This window comes from Armatimonas sp. (assembly GCF_043757465.1).
Taxonomy (GTDB): Bacteria; Armatimonadota; Armatimonadia; order Armatimonadales; family Armatimonadaceae; genus Armatimonas.
In genome coordinates this window covers 1-23,887 of sequence record NZ_JAYVPL010000068.1, presented here as the reverse complement: position 1 = coordinate 23,887, position 23,887 = coordinate 1, and the positions used below count along the sequence as shown (strand labels likewise).

The 23,887-nt window shown below is 58.7% G+C and carries 16 protein-coding genes; 5 read left to right on the top strand and 11 right to left on the bottom strand.

The features are described from left to right. Positions 1-155: 155 nt before the first annotated feature. Positions 156-1,199 (bottom strand): NlpC/P60 family protein, encoded by a 1,044-nt coding sequence (locus ACH2ED_RS08720; RefSeq protein WP_395090253.1) that lies wholly within the window; start codon positions 1,197-1,199, stop codon positions 156-158. A 114-nt stretch (positions 1,200-1,313) separates the two neighbouring features. On the opposite strand from ACH2ED_RS08720, the gene ygiD reads away from it, so the two are divergent. After that, the gene (ygiD, locus tag ACH2ED_RS08715; RefSeq protein ID WP_395090251.1) at positions 1,314-2,156 is read left to right on the top strand and encodes a 4,5-DOPA dioxygenase extradiol; all 843 of its coding nucleotides are present in this window, start codon (positions 1,314-1,316) and stop codon (positions 2,154-2,156) included. Positions 2,157-2,195: 39 nt separating this feature from the next. Here ygiD and ACH2ED_RS08710 read toward each other — a convergent pair whose 3' ends face one another. The 4 genes from ACH2ED_RS08710 to ACH2ED_RS08695 all read right to left on the bottom strand — a co-directional run bounded on the left by ACH2ED_RS08710 (position 2,196) and on the right by ACH2ED_RS08695 (position 6,733). Then, positions 2,196-2,711, bottom strand: coding sequence for a metal-binding protein (locus ACH2ED_RS08710; RefSeq protein ID WP_395090249.1), 516 nt, complete (start codon positions 2,709-2,711; stop codon positions 2,196-2,198). Positions 2,712-2,717: 6 nt separating this feature from the next. Further along, on the bottom strand, positions 2,718-3,596 hold the full coding sequence (locus ACH2ED_RS08705; RefSeq protein WP_309685341.1) for a sigma-70 family RNA polymerase sigma factor: 879 nt from the start codon (positions 3,594-3,596) through the stop codon (positions 2,718-2,720). A gap of 9 nt (positions 3,597-3,605) precedes the next feature. Further along, positions 3,606-5,579 (bottom strand): DNA primase, encoded by a 1,974-nt coding sequence (gene dnaG, locus ACH2ED_RS08700; protein WP_395090248.1) that lies wholly within the window; start codon positions 5,577-5,579, stop codon positions 3,606-3,608. 83 nt (positions 5,580-5,662) lie between these two features. Beyond that, positions 5,663-6,733, bottom strand: coding sequence for a hypothetical protein (locus tag ACH2ED_RS08695; RefSeq protein WP_395090246.1), 1,071 nt, complete (start codon positions 6,731-6,733; stop codon positions 5,663-5,665). A 106-nt stretch (positions 6,734-6,839) separates the two neighbouring features. Between ACH2ED_RS08695 and ACH2ED_RS08690 the strand changes: the two genes are divergently transcribed. Continuing rightward, a complete protein-coding gene (locus tag ACH2ED_RS08690; RefSeq protein ID WP_395090244.1) occupies positions 6,840-9,482 on the top strand; it encodes an HD domain-containing protein in 2,643 nt (880 codons plus the stop codon). A 10-nt stretch (positions 9,483-9,492) separates the two neighbouring features. Here the strand turns inward: ACH2ED_RS08690 and uvrC are convergent, their stop codons facing one another. The 3 genes from uvrC to ACH2ED_RS08675 are packed head-to-tail and all read right to left on the bottom strand — an operon-like array spanning position 9,493 to position 14,507. Next, positions 9,493-11,340: an excinuclease ABC subunit UvrC gene (gene uvrC, locus ACH2ED_RS08685; RefSeq protein ID WP_395090242.1), complete on the bottom strand. Its 1,848-nt coding sequence runs from the start codon at positions 11,338-11,340 to the stop codon at positions 9,493-9,495. Positions 11,341-11,346: 6 nt separating this feature from the next. Then, positions 11,347-11,916, bottom strand: a complete 570-nt coding sequence (locus ACH2ED_RS08680) for a Uma2 family endonuclease (RefSeq protein ID WP_395090240.1) — start codon at positions 11,914-11,916, stop codon at positions 11,347-11,349. Positions 11,917-11,930: 14 nt separating this feature from the next. Continuing rightward, the gene (locus tag ACH2ED_RS08675) at positions 11,931-14,507 is read right to left on the bottom strand and encodes a glucosidase (protein ID WP_395090237.1); all 2,577 of its coding nucleotides are present in this window, start codon (positions 14,505-14,507) and stop codon (positions 11,931-11,933) included. A 54-nt stretch (positions 14,508-14,561) separates the two neighbouring features. Between ACH2ED_RS08675 and ACH2ED_RS08670 the strand changes: the two genes are divergently transcribed. Then, the gene (locus ACH2ED_RS08670) at positions 14,562-15,509 is read left to right on the top strand and encodes a serpin family protein (RefSeq protein ID WP_395090255.1); all 948 of its coding nucleotides are present in this window, start codon (positions 14,562-14,564) and stop codon (positions 15,507-15,509) included. Here the strand turns inward: ACH2ED_RS08670 and ACH2ED_RS08665 are convergent. Beyond that, positions 15,506-17,731 carry an APC family permease gene (locus ACH2ED_RS08665; protein WP_395090235.1) on the bottom strand — a complete coding sequence of 742 codons (2,226 nt, stop codon included), beginning with the start codon at positions 17,729-17,731 and terminating at the stop codon, positions 15,506-15,508. The genes ACH2ED_RS08670 and ACH2ED_RS08665 overlap by 4 nt on opposite strands. Continuing rightward, positions 17,728-18,525 carry a BtpA/SgcQ family protein gene (locus tag ACH2ED_RS08660; protein WP_395090233.1) on the bottom strand — a complete coding sequence of 266 codons (798 nt, stop codon included), beginning with the start codon at positions 18,523-18,525 and terminating at the stop codon, positions 17,728-17,730. Before ACH2ED_RS08660 ends, ACH2ED_RS08665 begins: the two co-directional genes overlap by 4 nt. A gap of 37 nt (positions 18,526-18,562) precedes the next feature. Between ACH2ED_RS08660 and ACH2ED_RS08655 the strand changes: the two genes are divergently transcribed. Then, complete coding sequence (locus ACH2ED_RS08655; RefSeq protein WP_395090231.1) at positions 18,563-21,406, top strand: glycoside hydrolase family 38 C-terminal domain-containing protein; 2,844 nt, start codon at positions 18,563-18,565, stop codon at positions 21,404-21,406. Positions 21,407-21,466: 60 nt separating this feature from the next. Beyond that, the gene (locus tag ACH2ED_RS08650) at positions 21,467-22,771 is read left to right on the top strand and encodes a Trx7/PDZ domain-containing (seleno)protein (RefSeq protein ID WP_395090230.1); all 1,305 of its coding nucleotides are present in this window, start codon (positions 21,467-21,469) and stop codon (positions 22,769-22,771) included. Here the strand turns inward: ACH2ED_RS08650 and ACH2ED_RS08645 are convergent. Then, positions 22,746-23,735 carry a phosphotransferase gene (locus tag ACH2ED_RS08645; RefSeq protein WP_395090228.1) on the bottom strand — a complete coding sequence of 330 codons (990 nt, stop codon included), beginning with the start codon at positions 23,733-23,735 and terminating at the stop codon, positions 22,746-22,748. The genes ACH2ED_RS08650 and ACH2ED_RS08645 overlap by 26 nt on opposite strands. Between the last annotated feature and the right edge of the window lie 152 nt (positions 23,736-23,887).

Genomic DNA, 23,887 nt, shown 5'->3' with positions numbered 1-23,887 from the left:
TCCCAAGAAGCCTGATGCTTGGCATTGTTGTTTTTGGTGATTGTGTCCTAGACATAATTTCAGAAGCTCTCTGCTTTAGCGGAGGGAGTCGTCACAGTTCTTCAGGGACTCTCTATGGCAAGAAGTGCGCCGAAAGTATATCGCGTAAGGGAGAGCTACGGTAGAACACGGCGCGCTCCGGTGCAGGGGCGGTGCCAGATAGTCGCGTACTTGACCGTCCCCCCTACCTCTTTTGTGCCCAGTGCCTCGGCAGAGCGGCCATTGCCTACATAGATCGAGACATGCCCCTCGTAGCAGAGCAGATCCCCCCAGCGTAGCTCATCCGTAGCGGGTTTTCCGACCGTAGCCTGCTCTTTGGAGGTACGTGGCAGCGAGATCTTTATTGTGTTGAAAACCTGACAGACCAGCCCGGAGCAGTCTATGCCTTGCTTGGTATCGCCTCCCCAGACATAGGGCGTTCCAATCCAGCCGTCTATGGTTTTCTTGAGCACAGCGTGCTTTGTGCCAGGCTCCTCGGTCTCTGGCCCAAGGGGAGCACGGATGAAGCCTTTCCAGACATGGCGCTCGGGGAGAACGCGCAGGTTCTGCCCGGAGCTCGTGGTAACACTGACGCCTTCGTCATCTGATTTGAGCGCCGTGATCTCGCCCTTCGCTCCGGCATAGGGCAGAAAAACTTCAATTTTCTTGGTCACTAGATCACCATGGAACAGTAGTTCTTTGGTTGCCCACCACGCATGTGCGCCACTCACAGCCGCTGGGCCTTTCCCCCCAGGCATATCCGTTTTATAGAGTGTCGTAAAGCGTCCGATTTCGTCCTCGCCGCGCTTGATCACCACGGCATCCGCAGTGCGCTCCGCGAGCATCGCGGGCTCGGGAGTTGCGATAACAGGGGGGCCTGGCGTAGGTTCTGGAGTCGCTTGTGGGACTGGGGTGCCTGTAGGCATGGGCGACGAAGGGACTAAAGGCACGGGTGAGGGTGTCGCGGCAGATGCTAGTACGGTTGTGGGAGCTGTTTGCGCTGGGAGTAAGTGAACCATCGTGAAAAACTTACGCGTCGTCTCCTGCCGCTCAAGTGTCTGCGACTGCATCGAGCGTCTAAAAAGAAACTCACGCAGTGCGGGGGAAAAGTACAGCAGGGCAATAAGTGCTAGAACCCCCAGACAACCAACCGCCTTCAGGCGTACCCAGAATTTTTTCATACGTATTAGGACGTAAAATTTGGGTATTTCGTTGCCGCTTTGTCGCAATAAGACTCCCACGGCAATAAGACTCTCACATCGGAACCCTATAGCCCAGGAGGTGTTTATCAGAATATGTCACTAGATCAAACCCTGTCTCAGCTTCGCGCTCTTTTCCCCGAAACCGACGAGATCCTGCCCGCGTTGTTTGTAGGGCATGGAAACCCTATGAACGCTATCGAGGACAATGCCTTCAGCCAGACCTGGGAGCAGCTCGGGGCCGCACTACCTATTCCCAAGGCGATTTTGTGCGTCTCCGCCCACTGGGAGACACAGGGGGCATTTGTAACGGCGATGGAACGTCCTCAGACGATTCATGATTTTGGGGGTTTCCCCCCGGAGCTCTTCGCCGTGGAGTACCCCGCTCCGGGCTCACCGGCGCTTGCGGAGCTGACCCGAGAGGTGCTCTCGAAAGGCTCGAAAAAAACGAGTGTTGGTTTTGATCAACACTGGGGGCTGGATCATGGCGCGTGGTCGGTTCTCTGTCGCATGTTCCCGGCGGCGAGCATTCCCGTTATCCAGCTCAGCCTGGATCGGACACAGCCTCCACTGTTTCACTACGAGCTGGGGCAGGCACTAAAGAGCCTGCGTCAGCGGGGCGTGCTGGTGGTGACCAGTGGCAACGTGGTTCATAATTTGCGCCAGGCGCGCTGGGCCGATGTGGCGGCGGACTGGGCACTGGCCTTCGATGCCAGGGTAAAAGAGCGGATTCTTGCGGGAGACCACGCTGCGCTGGTGAACTACACGGCGCTTGGCCAGGAGGCGCTTCTCTCGATTCCCACAAACGAGCACTACCTGCCCTTACTTTATACCCTCGGCATGCAGAGTAAGGATGAGGCTGTACAGTTCTTCTCGGAGCAGGTGACGCTGAACTCGATCTCGATGCGCACCGTGCTGATAGGGGATTTCTGTGACTGATTACGTCGTCATTGGAGAGCTTCAGACGAGCTGGCGGCGCTAGGCGCGCTTTTTCATTGTGCTGTAGATTGTATCCGCGCCCGTATGAAGAATTGTGCCAAAGAACAGGCCGACCACAGCCATGAGGGTAGCTTGTGGGTTGTGGTAGTAGATATCTTGGCAGAGATCCCAAGGAGTGCGCTCCGGTGCGCCTGGCCCAAGTCCGGATGCCTGTCGGATTCCCCAGAGTACGGCCCAGGCAACGAGCCAAGTCATCCCCAATAGATAGCCCACTCGCATCAGCGGGGAGAGAAACCAGGAGTGCGAAACCCAGGAGCGGTGGGGCACCATCTTTTTGTAGGGATACCAGAGGAAGCGCAGCGGCCCCCAGCGCTTGTAGATTGAGGAGTCCAGATCCAGATCGGGAGAGAGGAACCAGCCGGAGAACAGTGTGGACGCCACAAGCGTTCCACCGACTGCCCAGTTGGGGGGTGAGGGAGTTAGGTACCACCAGACAGGCACTGCGAGTGCAGCACCGATAGCCGTAATACGGTCGTGGATCTTTCCCGACGGCATACTGGGCTACCCTGCAAACTCGCGTAGGAGGTGCAAGGAGTCCGGGCTACGGAGCTTGCCCATCGCTTTACTCTCGATCTGTCGGACACGCTCGCGGGTGACGCTCAGATGCCGCCCTACTTCCTCTAGTGTCTGTGGTGTCCCATCGCCACGGAGGCCGAATCTGAGGGAAACAACATCACGCTCGCGCTCTGTTAGCAGGGCCAGCACACGCTCTAGTTGATCGCGTAGCACGCGGCGGCTTGCCGCATCGGTTGGGCACAGTGCATTGGGATCGGCAATAAAGTCTAAGGGGCACGTGGTCTCCGAGTCCTCTCCAGAGGGGCCATCAAGTGAGAGAGGCTCTGGGACGGCACGGAGGGTCTCTTGCACACGTAGAACAGGCACTTGCAGCCGGAACGCCAGCTCCTCCAGGGTGGGAGTGCGACCCAGCTCCTGGCGAAGCATCAGGCTGGTGCGCAGCAGGCGCTGAATGGAGTCAATCATGTGCACGGGAAGCCGGATCGTGCGGCTCTGCTCAGCGAGGGCACGGAGAATCGCCTGCCGAATCCACCACGTCGCACACGTCGAAAACTTGAAGCCCTTACGCCAGTCGTACTTCTCTACGGCGCGGATCAGGCCAACATTGCCTTCCTGAATTAGATCGGCGAGGGTCAGGCCTCGGCCCTGGTAGCGTCGCGCAATCGAGACCACCAAGCGCAGATTGGCTTCTGCAAGGCGAGCCCGAGCGTGCTCATCACCACACTCTATCTGCTGTGCTAGACGAACCTCCTGCTCCAGAGTGAGCAAGCGGCTTCGCCCCGCCACATGAAGCCACCCCCCCACACTATCGTCGTGGAGGGTGTCAGAGTGCTCAAAAGAGGACAGTTTACTTACCAAAGGCATCACACGTTTTCAAGGACTCGCCTCCCCCCCACGCTTTTTGGCGAGGGTCCAAGCTTGTAGAACCAGTAGTTCGGCATCGGTGAGGACAATTCCTTCTGTCCGTTTTTTTTGGATCGTCCGAATATGCTCTGGCGGGTGGCGAACAACCAGCTCATTAACACAGTCATGGAGGGCTTCCCCCGAGAGGGGAGCATCGTTGCCCGCAGAGACAAGATAGCGCGTGGCAAAAAAAGCGAGCTCTTGATCTGCCAACTGATCCAAGGCACGCTGAAGAAGCATCCGACCCGAGAGCAAGGGGTAGAGCGCCTCAACAAGGAGCCGTGCCTGCGGGTGGGCCAGCAGCTCGCCCGGAGTACAGCTCAGCGCCTTTGCAGCGCGATCCAGCTCCTTGATGGTCACACTGCGCCAGTCATCGGAGAGCAGGCCTTGGATAACGGTTCTCTCCGCCTTTTCGAGTGCTGATGTTGGGGGAGCGGCAGGCGCTTCCGGGCGGGGTGGTGGTTGCTGGCCGTAACGAGGACGTTGTTGCCAGCCGCCATTGGGATTATTTTGTTGTCCGCCGCCCGCATTATTCTGATAGCGTGGGCGTGGCGGGGTAGGCACCAGCAGGCCGTCGTCGGGTGGCGGCGTACTTCCCGGGCGCTGTGAGCGCCAGCGCTGGACTTCGGCCAGGATCGACGCCTCGGCGCGTGTGCCTGAACCAAACGAGGGATGGTACGGCGTGAGCCGCTGCACCAGCACATCCAGCTCCAGTGAGGAGCGAACCTCCGCAAGGATGGGGATCGCCTCACGCAAGTAAGCCATTCGCCCGCCTTCGTTGGTGAGGTCGGACTTGCGCTTAATCCCCTCGATCCGAAACTCAGGGACAGTGCGCGCACTGTCGATTGCCTTGTGAAAGCCCGCGATGTTACCCCGCCGTAGCATAGAGTCCGGATCATCTCCCTCAGGCAGGGCCAGAATCTTCAAGGCGAACTCCGGACCATGTGCCGTGAAGAGCTCAGCGGCGCGCAGGGCGGCGCGCACTCCCGCCTCATCGGAGTCAAAAGAGAGCACGATATTTTTGGTGTAGCGTCCCAGTATCCGAATGTGATCGTCGGTCAGTGATGTCCCTAGAGTGGCCACGACATTCCCAATACCCGCCTGGTGCGCTGCAATCACATCCATGTAGCCCTCGACCACCAGAACCCGGTCTACGTCACTGATGATTTTTCGTGCCCGGTTCAGGCCATAGAGAATGCGGCTCTTGGAGAATACCTTGGTCTCGGGGGAGTTGAGGTACTTGGGACCGACATTGGTGTCGGGCGGCAGCTCGGGGTTAGGGATAGTACGCCCTCCAAAAGCCACAACACGCTCTTGAACATCAAGAATGGGAAAGATCAGCCGCCCGCGAAACTTATCGTTGTAGTCGCCCTGCACCCGCTGCGACTCATAGAGGAGCCCCGCCTGTTTTGCATCCTCGCGGCTCACGTTCTTGCTCAGCAGATAGCGGGAAAGGGCGCTCCACTCTTCTGGTGCGTAGCCGATCTGGAAGTTTTCGAGGGTCTCGTGGGCTAGTCCACGCTCTTTGATATAGTCTTGGGCCAGCTTCGCCTTACCCAGAAAATTCTGGAAAAAGCGCATCGCTTCGGCATTGACACTGTACAGGCGCTCTTTTTCATCACGCTGCCGCGCTGCCTCCACGCTGTCCACTCCGCCACGACTCAGCGTGACGCCAGCAATCTGTGCCAGCCGCTCCGCCGCTTCCGGGAATGTCAGACTTTCCGCCTTCATCACAAAGGCGAAGATATCTCCTCCTGTGGAGCACCCTCCCCAACAATGCCACGATGCTCGATCTGGGTCTACGGTAAACGAGGGAGTGCGCTCATTATGAAAGGGGCAGAGCCCTTTAAATGTCCGTCCGGAGCGCTTCAGTGCGGTGTAGCGTGAGATGAAGTCAACCAGGTCTACGCGCTGGCGGATTTCATCTTTCTCACTAAGTTCCATGGGGATCTCAATAGTACCCGGAAAAACAAAACCCCCAGTGCACAAAAAGTGCACCAGGGGCAAGAAGTTCTCTTTAGTTTTGTCTACTCGACGCCGTTGATCTGGATCGCCACGACTTTATAGATACCGTTGTACGGATCCGTGTAGCCATTGACATATTTCATGTTCATGAGCTGGAACTCAATGTGCTGCGTCGGATAGGAGCACACCAGGAGCTCGCCACTTTTCATGACGGACTTGGGATTGCCGTAAGTTCGGATCAGGTCTTTGTAGGTGGAGCCTAGGGTGAGGCCCTTGGCGCTCTTGTCCTTGGCAGTGCGTGGGACGTAGCCCGTGATGCGAATCTGCGAGACTTTACCTTCAGGGGAGATCAAGAAGTCGTAGCCGATGGCTTGTTTTTGCTTCTTAGCATCCAGTGCCTTCATGGAGTAGCTCCAGGTCACTTCCTGCTGGAATGTCGAAGAGGAGACCGTCTGCCCAAAGGCTCCGAGGCCACCGCCGCCACCACCCATTTGCATGCCACCGCCGCCCACTGGAGCGCCATCGTCGGTTCCAGCACCCATACGACTACCGCTGCCCATGCCCCGACCACCCATTTGCATTCCGCCGCCCATACCACTGGGGCCGCCCATACCCATCGGGCCACCACCGCCCATTTTACCTTGCATGCCGCTGCTGCCCATGCTGCCGCTCATACCTGACATTCCGCCGCCCATACCGCTGAGGCCGCCCATGCTCATGCCGCCACCACCCATCGGGCCGCTGCCGCTCATGCTGCCGCTCATGCCGCCGCCCATGGCCCCCATCTTGCCGCCGCCCATCATGCCGCTGCTACCCATGCCCGACATGCCGCTGCTGCCCATACCGCGGCCACCCATGCCGGGCATAGCACCGCCGTCGTCAGCGCCGCCCATACCCGGCATACCCTGCGTGCCGCCCTGTCCGCCGCCCGCTTGCGATGGAGGACGAACCGCAACATCGCCGATCTGGATATCGTTGGGGTTACCGAAGACGCGCAAAATTTCTTTTGCCGACGCGTTGATACGAATGCCCGCGAGTGCTCGCTCGATCCCGTCTTTTTGGGCATGTGCTGGGAACATTCCCGTCACAACCAATGCCACGCCGCCAATGCCTACTGTCTTTTGCCAGTTCATAAACTTCATCCTCCCAAAACTCCCCGGTCTGAGGAGCCATACACTTCGGACTAGATGCCACATATTCTACCAGTGTTTTTCACAAAATGGTATAAAACTTCTGACTGTGTCCATTTCTCTTCACACTACGACTCTTGCTTCTCTTCGCGAGGAGCGCGCCCTAACGGGCTATCTTGTTCAAGCTCGTGCTGAGCTACGTGCTCGCTGGCACCCCGATACGGGAGGCCGAAGCTGGGCACAGGCCCATAGCGATTTGCTGGATGCCGTCTTACGGCGGCTTCTAACACTCGCTTCCGAACGCGCCGGACAGAGCCCCCAGGGGATTGCTCTGCTCGCAACCGGCGGCTACGGCCAGCGCGTGCTGGCACCCTACTCTGACGTTGACCTGACCTTCCTGGTAGATCGCGACGATGACCCGCCGCTTCTGCGCGAGGCATTTCGCCTCGTGATGGATGTCCTGATGGCCGGAGCCCGAATCAAAGTGGGCTATGCCTACCGCCATATCTCAGAGATCGGAGGAGATCGGCTGGATCATCAGACCCAGACCGCGCTGCTCTCTGCCCGTCTGATAGGGGGCGATGGTGCGCTATTTGCCCGTTTCGACCGCATCTACGGGCCTGGCCTTCATATTGCGGACTTTCTTTTTCGAAAAATTTCGGAACGGGAGCGCGTTCGCCAGAAAATGGGGGAGTCTCCCTTTGTGATTGAGCCCGATCTGAAAGAAGGTGCAGGCGGGCTGAGGGATATTCAGACCGCGCTCTGGATGGCGCGGGCACGCTTCGATAAAACGGGAGATGCGCTCTGGAGAGAGCTGGTGCGCCGCCATATCCTCACGGCTGTGGAAAAGACACGGCTTCAGGAGGCTCGGGAGCATCTCTACACAGTACGCAACCTCCTGCACTTGATCACGGATGAGCGTCGGGAGCGGCTCAGCACGGCCCGACAGGAGGAGATTGCCCAGCGCCTGGGAGTGGTGGCACAGGCAGACGCACCCCCTGTCGAGGTCTTTATGCGGGCGCACTATGCCCATGCACAGAATGCTTTTGCACTGTCCGAGAAGATCATGCAGCGCTGCCTGGAGGCACCTCTTACTCTGGGAAGCGACTCCGGGCTGGCATCGCTGCGGCGCACGGTAATTGTCGCCGAGCCCCGCCGTGTGGCTGCAGATCCGCACTGGCCCCTCGCGGCTCTGGAGTTCTGCCAGCGCTACGAGCTAGAACTCGCTCCGGCAACCATTGAGGCGATTGAGGAGCTTGTGGGCCGCGAGGGGCTTCCCCCCGACAGCGGGACACGCTTTCTTAATCTGCTGATGCAGCCGGGCGATGTCGAGCAGACGTTGCGCCGTATGCAACGCGCGGGGCTACTCAGAGCACTGCTCCCCGAGCTGGAAGTCTGTATGGGCTTGGTGCCCTACGACCCCGCCCATGTCTGGACGGTAGGAGAGCACACGCTGCGCGTTCTGCGCAACTTGGTGCGCCTGCGCCCTGATTCCCCCCCCACGGCGGATCTACCTGTTGCCTACCGTGAGGTTTTCTCTTCGCTGGAGTCACCCGCGACCCTCTATCTAGGAGCACTCCTGCACGATCTGGGCAAGCAGTGGCCTACACGGCTCGATGGCTCCCGTGCGCCCCATGAGCTCACCGGTGCGGAGCGGGCCGAGGCGATCTGCGAGCGACTGGGAGCCTACGCGCAGCGGACACAGAGTGCGATCTTTCTCGTGCGCTGGCACTTGCTCCTGGCGGAGATCTCTCGCCTGCGTGATCTGGCTCGCCCGGAGACGATCCGCGAAGTGCTACGACAGGTGCCCGATGCGGAGCACCTAAAGATGCTTTATTTACTCACCTGGGCGGATACGTCCGCGGTGGGGCCAGGCATCTGGACAGACATGACAGCCCGCCTGTTAGACGAGCTCTATGGACGGACGTTAGGTGCACTGGAGAGTGATCAGCCCGACGAAGAAGCACCCGATCAGGTGAGCCGTCGCCTGGAGGGCGTTCGTGATCGAGTGCGCCGCCGCCTTGCTTCACAAGCCACCGACGAAGAAGCGGAGGCTGTGCAGGCACACACCAGCGCAATGCCCGCCGCCTATCTGCTGAACACGTCGCTGGAAACAATGACACTGCACCTGACTATGATCGGAGCACTGACCAGCGACGAGGCGGAGCACGGGGTCGTCACGGATCTGCGCACCCTCTCCGGGACGCAACAGACGGAGCTGACTCTCGTGGCCTACGACGATCCTACGCCCGGCTTGCTGGCTAAGATCACAGGAGTGCTCTACGCCTACGATATCCGGCTGCATGCGGCGCAGGTCTTCACGCGCACCATAAAAGAGCAGAAAGGGCAGGCGATTGTGGTGGATACGCTGACCATTGATCACCGGGATCAGCCTCTGGATCGTGCGATGCGCGGCGAGCTGGCAACGGCACTCGGACGGGTTCTGGGTGGGGCCGAGACCGCCGATGATCTGTTAACACGCCGCCGTCGTCCAGAACCATCGCTGGGAACGGTGAATAACCTGCGGCTAGAGCTCACGGAGGACAGCCTGACACTTCTGGATGTGGTGGTGCCCCGTGGCCCCGGCGCGATCCACGCCCTTCTGCGCACGATTACCGCGCAGGGCTGGAACATCCACGCCGCCCGCCTCTCCACCTGGGCCGGGCTCATCCGCTGCGCCCTCTACCTCTCCGAGGCCACACCCGGCACGGGCGGCGATCTCAAGGCAGCACTGAGTAGTCCCGCCGGTTAGAGCGGCGGTGCTACGCCCCCTTCAAATAATCAAAGACTTCTTGCGCGAGCTTGGGGCTCATCCCCGGCGCTTTGGCAAGCTCGACGGCGCTGGCTTTCTTCATCTTCGCGACACTGCCAAAGAACTTGAGGAGGTTCTTGCGCCGGAGCGGGCCGATACCAGGAATCTCATCCAAAATACTCATGTTGGCGGCGCTGCCTCGGACATTTCGGTGGTAGGTGATGGCCCATCTATGGACTTCATCGCGGACACGCTGGAGCAGAAAGAGGGCCGGGGCGTTTCTAGGGAACTCGATGGGCTCGTGGGCTCCGGGCAGAAAGACCTGCTCGTACTGTTTGGCGAGACCGATCATGGGAAAGTCGTAGCCGAACTGCTTCATGGCATCCTGCGCCGCTGAGAGCTGGCCCTTGCCGCCGTCTACGATGATCAAGTCCGGCTTTTGGGTGAACTTCGTATTGCCCTCGGCCATCTGCGCGAAGCGGCGCGTGAGCACCTCGAACATCATCGCAAAGTCATTGGGGGTGTTGTCGGGCAGGCTTGCGATCTTAAAGCGCCTATACTCACTCTTCTTGGGCTTGCCCCGCTCAAAGACCACCATCCCGCCGACGGCATGGCGGCCCTGAATATTGGAATTGTCGTAGGCCTCGATTCGCGTAAGCGGGTTATTTGCCATCCCGAGCGCCGTCGCCAGCTCGCCCAGAGCGCTGTCAATACGGCTCTGCTCCGCCGCAGACGCCGCCCTCAGCTGCGTGAGTGCTTGCTCGGCATTGGCGGAGGCTAGCTCCATCAGGCGCTTTTTCTCGCCGCGCTCCGGCACCGAGATAGTCACTTTCGCGCCGCGTTTCTGCCGCAGCCAGCTCTCGATAATTTCCAGCTCCTCGACGTGCGTGGGTAAGAGAATCTCGCTAGGGACAAAGCTGGCATCTTGGTAGTAGCGCTTCAGAAACTCCGCCGTCGCCTCCCCGACGCCGTCTTCCGCGCCGTCGAGCAGAAAGTGCTCCTGCCCGATGAGCTTGCCGCCTCGGATAAAGAACATCTGCACCGCCGCGCCGGTCTCATCCGCGACCACCGCCATCACGTCCTGGTCGCCCGTGGTGGTGCTGACCACTTTCTGGCGCTCGACAATCGTGTTAATCGCCACCAATTGATCCCGCAGCTTGGCCGCGCGCTCGAACTCTAAGTTTTCGGCGGCAGTCTCCATCTTGGCTTGGAGATTCTTCGCAAGGCTATCTTGCCGTCCCTGGAGAAAAACCTCGGTGTCTTTGACGGTCTGGGCGTAGCGCTCTTTATCGGCGAGCCCCGCACACGGCGCTTCGGGGCAACGGCCCATGTGGTGGTACAGACACGGCTTCTGCTCTTTCTTGTTCGTCCACTCTTTTTTGCACGTCACCAGTGGGAAGACTCTATAGATCAGATCCACGGACTCGCGCACCGCCGCACCGTTCGTGTAGGGGCCGAAGTACTTATTCCCATCGCCCTGCTTCACCCGCCGCGTGATTAAAACCCTCGGAAACGGCTCGCTGGTGGTGAGCATCAGATAGGGGTACTGCTTGTCATCCCGCAGCCGGACATTGTATTTTGGCTGGTGCTTCTTAATGAGGTTGCACTCTAAGATCAGCGCCTCCAGCTCCGTGTCCGTGAGCACCCAGTCCATGTCGGCAATATGTGCTACCAACCGGCGCGTCTTGGGCGTATGATTGGCCGACTTCTGGAAGTACGAGCGCACTCGGTTTCGCAGGTTAATCGCCTTCCCGACATAGATAATCTGCCCCTCGACGTCTTTGTAGATATAGCACCCCGGATTGGTAGGTAAGTTCTTGAGCTTTTCCTCAAGCGTCAGCGGCACAGACGAAGACATGGTGAACTATTGTACCAAGTCCAGAAACTCCAGCCCCTCGTAGATCTTTGCCAGTGGGATTTGTAGACCGAGCGCTTCGATCTCCAGACTCTCGCTCCAATTTTCCCACTCTTGCGCTTGCCAGGCATCGCCCTTGCGGCTCCAGCACTCCACTAAAATCCGATCTTGTGAGACAAAGACAATGGCCTTCAGGCTTGCCAGACTACGGTAGCGCCGGAACTTTTCGCCCCGATCAAAGGCTTCCGTAGACTCGGAGAGCACCTCGAAGATCACGGTGGGGTTGCGAATCGTGTCGCAGCGGACATTGAAGAAAAGTGGGGGGGAGCAGAGAATCATGGCATCGGGATACAGAAACGTGGCCCCAATCTGTACCTTCAGCCCTTCCGCCCGGACGTGGCACGGTGGGGCAAGATGCGCCGCGCAGGCCGTGACAAGATTTGTCGAGAGCTGATTGTGCTCATCGGACATTCCCGCCATCGCGTAGACACTGCCCGCCACGTACTCATAGCGCTCGGGTTGAGTGGCCTCCCAGTCCAGAAACTCCTCTGGGCGCAGTAGCTTTTCCGCCGTTGCCATGCCGCTATTGTACCTCAGCTCGACTGGGCGATGAGCTTGGCGATGAGTGCCGTCCAGCCGGTTTGATGGCTCGCGCCGAGACCTGCGCCCGTATCGCCGTGGAAGTACTCGTGGAAGAGATAGTGCGGGTGGCCCGGGGCGCGCCGGATCAGTGAGATCAGGCGGTGCGACAGATCCGTGGCGACGCCCCAGAGGTCGGTGTCGCCCCAGGGGAAGCTTGTGCCGTAGGCGTAGTCGAACTTTTGCAGCGACTCGATCAAGAGATAGTTCAGGGGCATCCAGATCGGGCCGCGCCAGTTGGAGTTCCCGCCAAAGAGCCCGCTGGTGGAGTCGCCCGGGTCGTAGCTCACTCGGTACTCCTGGCCGCCCACCGTGAGCGCAAACGGGTGCTGCCGGTGCCAGGCCGAGAGCGAGCGAATCCCGAACTCCGAAAGAAACTCATTGGGATCAAGTGCCCGCGTCAGAACCCGGCGCAGGCGCTCCGGGCCGACCAGGGAGAAGATCACGCGCTCGCTCTGACCGGGTGCGGCCAGGTGCGCGACCTCGGCGCAGAGCCCCGGCTTGTGCTCCGTAAACCACTTCAGACGCTTCATAAAGCCTGGCACCCGCGCCAAAGTCTCACTATCGAACACCTCGACCGCAAAAAGAGGAATCAGACCAACAATCGAGCGCACGGGGAGCCGCTGGGTCGCGCCATTTGGCAGGCGCAGGGCATCGTAGAACCAGCCATCAGCTTCGTCCCAGAGCACGCCAGAGTGATTGAAGGCATGGGCGATATAGACAAAGTGCTCGGCGAACTTGGTGGCGACATCCTCGTAGGTCGGATCGGTCTTACAAAGCTCCAGCGCGATTGCTAGCATGTTCAGCGAGAACATCGCCATCCACGCCGTGCCATCGCACTGCTCTAGGGTTCCTCCCGTGGGTAGCGGCGCACTCCGATCAAAGACTCCGATATTGTCTAGCCCCAGAAAGCCTCCCTCGAAGAGATTGTTGTCCTTAGCATCTTTGCGGTTCACCCACCAGGTGAAGTTCAGCAGCAACTTGTGGAAAATCTTCTCCAAAAAGACCGTGTCACCGGGCTCATCGCGGCGCTTGCCCTGGCGCTTCCGTTCGATCTTATAGACCCGCAAGGCTGCCCAGGCATGCACTGGGGGATTGACATCCTCAAAGGCCCACTCGTAGGCGGGGAGCTGACCGCTCGGGTGCATGTACCACTCCCGGCAGAGCAAGAGAAGCTGGTGCTTGGCAAACTCCGGGTCTATCTGCGCGAAGGGAATCATGTGAAACGCCAGGTCCCAGGCGGCGAACCAAGGGTACTCCCATGTATCGGGCATGGAGAGAATATCGGCGGCGTTGAGTGTGCGCCAGGCGCTGTTTCTGGCGGATTTTCGCTGCTCGGGGGGGGAAGGCTGTCCCGGATCACCGTCGAGCCAGCACTCCACATCGAGCTTGTAGTACTGCTTGCTCCAGATCAGCCCGGCAAAGGCTTCTCGTTGCACTTGCTTTTGGGCGGGAGTCGCCTGGGGAGGAGCCAGCGCTGCGTAGAACTCGTCTGCCTCTTGCCGTCGCTGTTGCATTACCTGCTCCAGGGGCTCTTTGTCGAGCAGTGGTTCTGTGGTTTGTGAGAGGCGAAGCCACGTTGACTTGCTGGCGTTGGGCGGAACCAGAATCTGTTCCACAAAGCAAGCCTTCGTGCCTGCATCCCGGCTCTCACACGCGTTCTCCTCAGCATTAATAAGTTTGTTTCCGAAGGCATCTTTCGTATCTAGGGCGTTCTGAGGGGTTCCCCAGAGCTTAGAGTTGTTACTTTCATTGTGGGTTAGCCACGCAACCGATGGGGTTTCGATCGCCAGCGTGTAGCTTCCTAGCTTCTCATGCTGCGCCAGCAAAACAGACTCACGGAGGCGTGTGATCTCGGGGCGTGGTGTCTCCGAAGACCAGCTCCAGGTATTGCGGAACCAGAATGTCGGCAGTATCCAGAGCGGGGCATCGTCAGGCCCGGCATTGTGCGCCGTGATGCAGATAATAATATCGTCGGTATCGGCCTTGGCATACTCCACTATCACATCAAAATAACGGTTCTCCTCAAAGATACCCGTCTCCGCGAGCTCAAACTCCGTGGAGTGGGGATCGCTCTTGCGCTGGGCATTCTCTTGGATCAGTTGCTCGTAGGGGAAGGCACGCTGGGGGTAGCGGTAGACGAACTTTAGGTAGCTGTGGCTTGGGGTGGCATCGGCGTACCAGTAGAGCTCTTTCACATCCTCGCCGTGGTTGCCCTCGCCATTAGTGAGCCCGAAAAGGCGCTCTTTTAAGATCGGGTCGGCCCCGTTCCAGAGCGCCACGGCAAAACAAAGCTGCTGGCGGATGTCGGAGATGCCCGCGAGGCCGTCCTCGCCCCACCGGTAGGCACGGCTTCGGGCGTGCTCATGGGGGAAGTACTCCCACGCACTACCGTCCGTACTGTAGTCCTCCCGAACCGTGCCCCACTGCCGCTCCGCCAAATAGGGACCCCAGAGCCGCCAGGTATTGGGCGAGTTTGCCATTTCGGCGATACGTGTCGCCTCAGCATTTGGGAGGGGATCTGTGCTCATGCTGCAAAGTGTACCTGGAAGCTCTAATGTGTCTGTTTGCTCACAGGCATCTGGATGGAAAATACAGTCAAACCGATAGTTACTTTAACACGAGGAACTATGTTTGCAGGATCAAACCGATTTAGCTTTGAGTTGCTCCAATCTCTTTTTGAGCAGCAACCCGACAGGGACATTTTTGTATCATCACCGGTGGTGTATCTTCCTCTGGCGCTTCTCCGAAGTGTCGCATTGGGAACCACACGGACGCGGATGACCCAAGCCTTGCTCATGAATGAGCTGCTTACGGAAGAGCTAAGGCTGGAGTGGGTTCAGACTCTTGTCCGTATCTTGAACTCGGAGAGTGTGTCTTTTGGCGGGACTCTCGTCTTGACGAAGCACTGGGGCCTCTCTCCCAAGTTTATCGAGCGTGCTGAAGATGTTTTTCAGATTTTAGTGAGCCACGAAGAGGTCTCTCAGCTCCAAGTACGGACACGTTTCGTCGCCCAAATTGCGCTTGCGGAGCGGGGCAAAGAAGCGGAACAAAATAAAGTGAGAGGGATCTATGTGCCGGACGTGTCGGGGAAACAGGCCCTCACTCTCCTCACGCCTCCCGAGGCTTTTTTCTGGCAGAATAAGCAGAAGCCGCTTCAGGAGCTGCTCTGTGTACTCAACGAGGCCTACTGGCTTGGCTGGCAGATGTGCTTTCAGGACGCAGAGGAGTCTCGAGTGAAGGCGCTACCCCTCTCGAAAATTTCGGGAACTTTTGATCTGCTCCCTCTGCTCACAGGGATGGAACTGGGGCCAGGTATTACTCCGTCGGCTGATTTTTCACCGATGGTCGTCTCCGGAAACCCCCCGTACCTTGCCGGGCTCCGCCACGGTTTCAACCTCACGATCACCGCAAACCAGACACACATTGCGAACCAGACACTCAGGAGCAGCCGCCCCTTTGTCTGGTTTTTAACCGATATTGCGAGCGGGTTGATTCTGGCATTGGGAGTGCAGTGTGAGAGTGCCAGCTAGCCTGCGGCGTGAACAATCGGGCGCTTGCCGGGATCGGGCTCGTTGCGGCGCAAAATTTCGTGAGTGAGCGGCGCAATATCACCCTCCCCGAAGAAGACAAACCGCAACAAAAAGAGCATCGGGTTGGACTCAATCCAATTAAAGTAGACATGCGGGCGGCGCTTGTGGCGCTTCTGCACCTCCAAAAGCACTGATGCGATGGCGTTGGGGACGGCCACCCCGTAGCAGCGCAGTACCCAGAACCCGCCCACATCCACACCCTCTACCCGAAGCGTTGAGGAGAAGGATGAGGAGTCGGGGACATACACCTCTAAGAACGCCCAGCGTTCTGCCTCTCCGAAGTGGTGGGTCCAGGCGGCATCGCGAATCGCAGTGGAGTACTCGGCGGCATCACGCCCATCGGGGTGGTTGGCGATAAAGCGAACTTCACCCATCTGTGCCATCTGTGCGAGCATCTGCTGTGCATTCTCGTCGAACTCGATCTTATCAACGCGAAGTTCCGTGACGCGCCAGAGGCGCGAGAGCAGAGAGAGAACGACAATGGTGCCAATGAAGAAGCTTGCGATCTTGAGGCCGTCGCTGCGCTCGATAATATTGATGATGGTGGTATAGACAAATATTGCCGTAATCACCGCAAAGGCCACTTTGAGGCCATGCTGCCCCGCCCGGTGTGCCGCAATCGTCACAGCCACAGCGGCGCTCGTCATGAGCACCAGTACACCCGTGGCGTAGGCTCCGCCTTGTGCATCCACATCGGCCTGGAAAATCAGAGTTACGATCACTGCTAGAACCATATAGACCATCACGAGAGGGCGGTTGGCACGTGTCCACTCGGGGGCCATGCCGTAGCGTGGCAGATAGCGCGGGACGATGTTCAGTAGGCCCGCCATCGCGCTTGCCCCCGCAAACCAGAGAATTAAGATCGTGGAGATGTCATAGACCGTACCAAAGCCGGGGCCGAAAAATTTCTCCGCAAGATAGGCCAGGGCCCGCCCGTTGGCCTTGCCCACTTTTTTGACTGCACTGATTTTGGTTGAGCCTAACCTGTCTTTATCTTCCGCAAACGTGATAGCAACCTGGTCCGTGTCAATGCCATTGACTGTTACGGGCACCGCGTAGCTCGTCTGCCCATCAAGGTACGGCTGGACAGGGATAGAGACATTCCAGACGGGGTCTTTGACGTAGGCACTGTCGGGGTGAATAGATAACAAAATCGTGCCCGTGAGCTGTTTTTGATCCACGCTTTTTTCGGCGATCAGCTTAGGATAAAACTCATGAGCGGGGATGAGAAGTGCGGCAACGAAGCTAGAGGCAATGAGATAGCAACTCATAATTGCTGCCGCAGAGAAGAGGAGCTTGCGGGTGTTGATGATCCGGCCTTTGGGGTTTTCCTCTGTATCGTCGTTGCTACCCTTAACCAGGGGCATGACGGCGACGCCTGTCTCGAAGCCGGAAAGTCCGAGTGCGAGCTTGGGAAAGAGTCCGAGTGCCGCTAAGAGAATCAGGCCGATACTGCCATGAACCGCAAAGGGTTTACCAAAGAGCTGGGGTGCGGCGGCAGATAGCATCACCTGGAGATCCGCTTGGTGCTTTGGTAGGTCCGAGAGAAGTATCCAGACGCCTTTACCAATGACGACGGCATTGAGTACCAGATAGGCAATTGTTAGCACAACCGCAATACCGACCGCCTCCTTGAAGCCTCTCAGAAAAACGGCACCGAGCATCAACAGCAAGAAGAGCGTGATTCCAATCTGCCAGCCCGTGGGATTATGTTCCATAAAATGGGCGACAAAGTGGTTCTCTCGTACATGGGCGGCGGCATCGGCGGCGGAGAGAGTCATGGTAATCACAAAGTCCGTGGCGACAAATCCTAGGAGGATAAGCACCATGAACTTGCTCGTCCAGCGCTTGAGTAACATCTCCAGCATGGAGATCGAACCTTCTCCGTGGGGGCTCTCCTGGGCGACACGGCGGTAGATAGGATATGCGCCCAGCAGCGTGAGCAAGACCAGCACAAGTGTGGCGAAAGGTGAGATCGCCCCGGCGGCCAGAAACGCGATTCCTGGCTGGTAGCCTAGGGTGGAGAAGTAGTCTACCCCCGTCAGGCACATGACCTGCCACCAGGGGTGGGGCTTGTGTCCCGGCTCATGTTCCTCTTCGAAGGCACCCTCGACATTCGAGACATAGCCTTCTAAAAACCACTTTTTGAACTTACTGGTCATTGCATAATTGCTTTCAAAGCGCGGACTTTCTCAGGATCAACGGGCGAGTCCACTGCGCCCACTTTCAAGCTACTTCCTACAATTGCGCCCGCCGCTCCGGCAGCAAGAAGCGCTCTTGCGGTCTCTAGGCCGAAGCCACTTCCTATTAATACAGGCACACCGGGCAGTGCCTGGGCAACCGACGCAACATCCGACACGCGGGTTCCGCTGCCGGTTGCACTGCCACTCACGATTAAGGCATCGGCCATGCCGCGTAGTACGGCGTCCTTGGCGGCATCTTGAATGGTCTGGGTGCCATCACCAAGCTGCGTGGCGTGTTTCACAAAGACATCGGTGAAAATCTGGATATGCTCCGCACCGAGCATTTTTCGGTAGAGAATCCCCTCACGTGCCGCGCCCTCAATAATGCCCTGGTCGGTGACAGCAGCGCCCACCCAGACATTGACTCTGACAAACTGCGCCCCGACGATATGGGCAATTGCCAGCGCCCCTTTGGCGTCGTTGCGCAGGCAGTTAATCCCCAGCGGAAGCTCCAGTGCAGCCTCACGCACCACAAGCGCGGCGCGGGTGAGGGCGGCGAGCGTGTGGGGCGGCACGGCGTCTTTGGCAAAAGGCGCGTCGAAGAAGTTCTCGACCATGATCGCATCCGCGCCGCCGGCTACCAAAGCCTGCGCGTCTGCGGCGGCGCGACGGAGCACACCCGCAAAATCGCCACAGTCCCGTGGGCTCCCCGGCAGCGGCCCGAGGTGCACCATCCCAATAAGACGCTTCCGCGCCCAGAAATCTTTAAGCACGGAGGACATTGTAGCACAGCCAGCGAAGTAGAGGATTATGAACCCGATGACCTCGCCTCGTCTCTTGCGCGCTGCCGCGCAGTCGGTTGATGCTACGAAAGCTCTCCTGCGTCGGATTGGCTGTGAGCTTGACTTTGCCAGCGCCTTTGCACAACTCACCGAAAACTCCGAGTGGCCCGGGCTGGTTGAGCGGGCGACGGCGCTGATAGAGGGCTGCACGGGTGAGCTTGCCACTGTGGTTGCCGAAGCGGAGGCGATTCTGGCTCCGATTGGCGTTGCCGCCAAAGCCTATACGATTCACTGCGTGGGGCACGGGCATATTGACATGAACTGGATGTGGTCGTGGCAGGAAACCGTCGCCACGACCCACGACACGTTCGCCTCCGTGCTCCAGCTCATGCGCGAGTACCCCACTCTGACGTTCTCACAGTCGCAGGCATCGGTCTATGCGCTGATGGAGAAGTACCACCCGGAGCTGTTTGAGGAAATAAAAGCGCGCATCGCCGAGGGGCGCTGGGAAGTGACGGCAGTGCACTGGGTGGAGGGCGATAAGAATTTAGCCAGCGGGGAATCTCTCGCGCGGCACTTGCTCTACACGCGCCAGTACACTAAAGAGAAGTTCGGGCTCGATGCCGCCGACCTACCGCTGGACTGGGAGCCGGACACGTTCGGCCACGCCAACACCATCCCGACAATTCTGGCGCAGGGTGGGGTGAAGTTCTACTACGCGTGCCGCCTGGGCGGCGGCTTCGATCACGCCGCCACGGGGGAGTTTCCGCGTCCGAAGCTCTTCTGGTGGCAAGGCCCTGACGGTAGCCGCGTGCTCGTGAACAAAGAGTCCACCTGGTACAACTCCTACGTCAATATCGGCGATAATATCGCCCTGCCCGCTGTTGAGTTCTGGCAGGAGACAAAGCTCTCCGACTGGCTGAATATCTACGGAATTGGCAACCACGGTGGCGGCCCGACCCGCGTCGAGATTGAGTATCTATTGGAGATGGCGACATGGCCGATCTACCCCAGTGTGACGTTTGGCACCGCTAAAAGCTGGTACGAGAAAGTCGCCAGCGGCGATCTTACCCACTTGCCCGTGCTCGACCACGAGCTCAACTACGAGTTCACCGGCTGCTACACCACCCAGACGCTCATCACGCAGGCTAATCGCTTTGGGGAGAACTACTGTATTGAGGCCGAGACCCTTGCCGCCGTGACGGGCCGCGACTGCCGGGTACTTTTGCGTGAGGCGTGGATCAATATTCTCTTCAACCAGTTCCACGATATTCTCCCCGGCTCCGGTGTCCGCCAGACCCGCGAGCACGCCATGGCGCTCTTTCAGGAGACGGGCGCGATCACGGGGGCAATCAAGCGCGAGGCGGGAAAGGCGCTGGCAATAAATCTCCCCACAAACCTGCTTGTTGCCCCGCCCGGCGGGGGGCAGGGGGTAGGACATGCCTTCGCCAGTGGTGCAGGCGCGGGAATTGGCGCGATGGAGTCCGGGATTTCTAAGACAGGGGGAGGAGGGAGCGTCCGACCGTATGTCATCTACAATCCCTGCGCCTGGCAGCGCACCGAAGCCGTGACCATTCGGCTCTACGACACGGACTTTGAGCCGGGGCGCATTGTGGCGCACGATGAGAACGGGGGAAATCACCCCACCTTCTTTCTCACACGCGGCGATGACTGGGGCCATAGCTACCTGGATATTTTGTTCTTCGCTCAGAATGTGCCCGCGCTTGGCTACAAGACTTTTGCGCTGTGTGAGGGCAAAGTGACAGTAGACGTGCCGCAAGTCAAAGCTCTGCAGCGCGACCTCTTCGAGACGCCGTTTGGGATGCTGCGCTTCGACCGCTACAAGGGCGGGCTTGTCGAAGTGCATCACCGAGAGAGTGATATTACTTTTCTGGAGGGCGACTACGACAGCCTCGGGGAGTGGGAGCTGACCCGGGAGCAGCCACGCGGGATGACCGCCTGGGTACTGGGCGGAGTCCTCGACTACCAGCCGATCCGGACGGCGAGCCACCATGTCCATGGGGTTGCACGAAACCGGGGGACGAGCTACCCGAGCGGTAGCAGCATGGCCTACGTCGTTCATCAGCACTACCGCGTCCCCGACACCAAGAGTACGATAAAAGTGCAGTATCTCATCCATGGCTTCGCACCACGCGTGGATGTGACGGCGGAGATTGACTGGCGTGAGATTGGTGACGCAGATCGGGGGATTCCTGGCCTGCGGGTGCACTTCCCCTTCGATGGCTACGACAGCTACGCGCTGCGCTGCGAGACACCGTTTGGCAGTGTGGTTCGGGAGGAGATGGAAGGGGAGGAGATGCCGAGCCTACGCTATGTCCATGCCCACTTTGACGAAGGTGGCTTCACGCTCCTCAACGATAGTAAGTACGGGTTCACGGTTCAGGGCGGCAATATTGCCATGCGCGTGACACGCTCATCGTTCGACCCCGACCACGCACCCGAGGTCTGTAAGCAGACGATCCGCTACTCGATGGTCTTCCACGACCAGACCGTGGAAGTGTCGGAGCTGACACGGATGGGGGCGGCTTTCAACCACCCGCTGATTGCGTTCCCAGCGGGTGTTCAGGAGGGAAGTGGGCCGCTGTCTAAGTCGTTCGCCGCTGTCGAGAGCCCCAATGTCGTGTTGACGAGCTTCAAAAAAGCCGAGGACGGCGACGGAATTATCCTGCGATTGGTGGAGTACGATGGTCTCGACACGGAGGTGGTTGTCACGCTCGCCCAGGGTTTCGGCACAAAAGCTAGCCTAACCGACTTGATGGAGAACCCCACGGGCGAGGTCGTGAGCTTTGATGGAGAGACGCTGCGAGTGGCGATTCGTGCGAATTCTTTGGTGAGTGTAAAGCTCTATTAGCGACTTGGTCGCTTGATGCTGTGTTATAGTGAGATTGTAAGCTCTTAGGGAGATTTTAGAATGATTCGACAGGTACTAGCAACGGTATTGCTTGGAGGATTACTGACCGGGGCCGTGTTGCCTCAGCAGAAGCCCACGCGAGAAGATCAGGTTCGCAACGATAAGAAAAAGCTGGAGGCGGAGGGCTACTGGCTCTACAACGACTTGCCTCGCGCCTTCACCGATGCCAAAGCGAGCGGCAAGCCTATCGTGGTTGTACTGCGCTGTATTCCTTGCGAGGAGTGCGTCAAGCTCGACGATGACATGATCGAGGCCGACCCGAAGATGAAAGCACTCCTAGAGCAGTTTGTTCGCGTGCGAGTGATCGCCACGAACGGGCTGGACCTCTCTCTTTTCCAGTACGATACCGACCAGTCCTTTGCCGTGTTTCTGCTCAATGCCGATGGCACGATCTACGGACGCTATGGAACCCGCTCCCATAGAACCGAGTGGCAGGGGGATGTCTCTGTGGAGGGAATGGCCAAGGCGATGGAAGGAGCGCTGGCGCTTCATAAAAATTATCCAAAGAACAAGGCACAACTTGTCGCCAAGCGCGGCGCTGTGCCAGCGTTCGCCAAGCCCGAGCTGTTTCCCTCGCTCCGTGCAAAGTACACGCCGTTTCTCAACTACGAGGGCAAGGTCGTCCCGAGCTGTATCCACTGTCATATGATCAGTGAGGCACAGCATGCTGTCGCGATTCAGAACCGTCAGCTTACCGACGCGCTTCTCTTTCCCTACCCGCATCCCAAGATTCTGGGCCTGATCCTCGATCCCAAAGAACGGCCCACCGTGCTCCGCACCGAGCCAGGTAGCGCTGCCGCAAAGGCAGGCTTTCTTCCCGGTGATGTGATTCAGGCACTCGAAGGCCAGCCACTTCTCTCACTGGCCGATATCCAGTGGGTGCTCAACACCACTCCCGCTGAGGGGGCGACACTGACGGCAATTGTGCGGCGGGCAGCGTACCCGATAGCACTCAAGTTGACACTTCCGAATGGCTGGCGACGGCGTGACGACATCTCCTGGCGAGCAAGCACGTGGGGACTGCGCCGCGCCGCGCTCGGCGGTATGAAACTCGATCCAAATCCGAGCGGCAAGGGATTGCTGGTTGCAAATGTGGGGCAGTTTGCTCCGCATGATCTGGCAAAGCGCGCCGGGCTCGTGAAGGGCGATATTCTGACGAGCTTCGACACCCTGACCAGCCCCGTACGCGAGTCTGATCTAATCGCCCACGCACTGCAAGTCAAGAAACCCGGCGACACGATCCCTCTGACAATCCAGCGCGGTGGACAGACACTGAACCTTAGTTTTGTGCTGCCCGCTCCCTGAGGCTCTCACTCGCCGACTGAATCCGTGCTAGCTGTATCTCCCAGAGCCAGCGCATCTTCTCCGCCGTTTTGGGCTTGGAGCACCACTCCATGGGTACATGAAGGCACTGCTCTACGGAGAGTTCCCAGTCCGATTGGGCCTGCTCCCAGGAGTAGTCAGGCTGGCCGAGGGCCCCGTACCAGTGGCGCAGGATGGTGGCCTCGTGAGCACTCCGAAGCTCCTGCGGCCACCAGATCACCAGGAAATACGCCAGGTCGTAGCTGGCAAGGCCGTAGGTAAGCGACCAGTCAAAGGGCTGACGGTCCAGGAAATACACGGGGTAGTCGGCGTCTTGGGGCGTGAGAATGTTGGTGGTGTTGAGGTCGCCGTGGAGTAGGCTCATCCCATGCGGGTTGGCCCAGCGTGTTCGGAGAGCTTTCTCATGCGCGATAAAACGCTCTGAAAATTCTTGCCCCGTTGCCTGTTCCAGCGGTCCGACGCCAGGGCGGATCTCGGCGAAGTAACGGTTCCAGACTGCGTCGCTAGGAGCGGGCTCAGACTCCCAGTGGTGCCGTTGAAGTCGTCCTAGCGCTTCAGCGACAGCGAGGCCGTAGTCAAGGGTCGGCACTACATCGCGCCTATTGTGGTGCGTTTCTGAAAGATCGTCGAGGAGTAGGTGGTAGCCCACGCCGTGCTCGAACTGAGCATCGTAGCAACGCACAAGTGGCGCGTTTTGAAGCCCGACATAATCTGTCTTGTAGTAGTCCACCTCGGAGCGTCCAAATGTCTCCCCCAAACAGATTTTTAGCCGCAGTGCTTGCGAGCTGCCATCGTTAAAAGACACCCTCAGCGGCACCTGACTCGACCAGTTGCTCGCCTGCGTTTCTGCCTTGAAACTGGTGACGGTGCGCCCGAGCACCGAGGTTAGCCAATAGATGGAAACCTGCTCGGCCTCTAAAAGAATTCGTATGGTCTCTCTGCCCATACGGTATCTTAGCACGCACGAAATTGAGTGGAGTGGTCTCTCGAAATCTTAGGAGCAAAGTATTTTGTGTTTTTTCTTGACAGTTTATGTATGCTGCGATAATATTCTCCTTGCGCTTCGGACAAACCCGACGCAGACGACGAGAAGAAATG

Bases quoted from the DNA above. Each gene is read 5' to 3' on its own strand.
- dnaG (WP_395090248.1), bottom strand. From the start codon at position 5,579: ATGGAACTTAGTGAGAAAGATGAAATCCGCCAGCGCGTAGACCTGGTT.
- ACH2ED_RS08680 (WP_395090240.1), bottom strand. From the start codon at position 11,916: ATGGCAACGGCGGAAAAGCTACTGCGCCCAGAGGAGTTTCTGGACTGG.
- ACH2ED_RS08710 (WP_395090249.1), bottom strand. From the start codon at position 2,711: ATGCCGTCGGGAAAGATCCACGACCGTATTACGGCTATCGGTGCTGCA.
- ACH2ED_RS08650 (WP_395090230.1), top strand. From the start codon at position 21,467: ATGATTCGACAGGTACTAGCAACGGTATTGCTTGGAGGATTACTGACC.
- ygiD (WP_395090251.1), top strand. From the start codon at position 1,314: ATGTCACTAGATCAAACCCTGTCTCAGCTTCGCGCTCTTTTCCCCGAA.
- ACH2ED_RS08705 (WP_309685341.1), bottom strand. From the start codon at position 3,596: ATGCCTTTGGTAAGTAAACTGTCCTCTTTTGAGCACTCTGACACCCTC.
- ACH2ED_RS08655 (WP_395090231.1), top strand. From the start codon at position 18,563: ATGAACCCGATGACCTCGCCTCGTCTCTTGCGCGCTGCCGCGCAGTCG.
- uvrC (WP_395090242.1), bottom strand. From the start codon at position 11,340: ATGTCTTCGTCTGTGCCGCTGACGCTTGAGGAAAAGCTCAAGAACTTA.
- ACH2ED_RS08665 (WP_395090235.1), bottom strand. From the start codon at position 17,731: ATGACCAGTAAGTTCAAAAAGTGGTTTTTAGAAGGCTATGTCTCGAAT.
- ACH2ED_RS08695 (WP_395090246.1), bottom strand. From the start codon at position 6,733: ATGAACTGGCAAAAGACAGTAGGCATTGGCGGCGTGGCATTGGTTGTG.
- ACH2ED_RS08675 (WP_395090237.1), bottom strand. From the start codon at position 14,507: ATGAGCACAGATCCCCTCCCAAATGCTGAGGCGACACGTATCGCCGAA.
- ACH2ED_RS08720 (WP_395090253.1), bottom strand. From the start codon at position 1,199: ATGAAAAAATTCTGGGTACGCCTGAAGGCGGTTGGTTGTCTGGGGGTT.
- ACH2ED_RS08670 (WP_395090255.1), top strand. From the start codon at position 14,562: ATGGAAAATACAGTCAAACCGATAGTTACTTTAACACGAGGAACTATG.
- ACH2ED_RS08645 (WP_395090228.1), bottom strand. From the start codon at position 23,735: ATGGGCAGAGAGACCATACGAATTCTTTTAGAGGCCGAGCAGGTTTCC.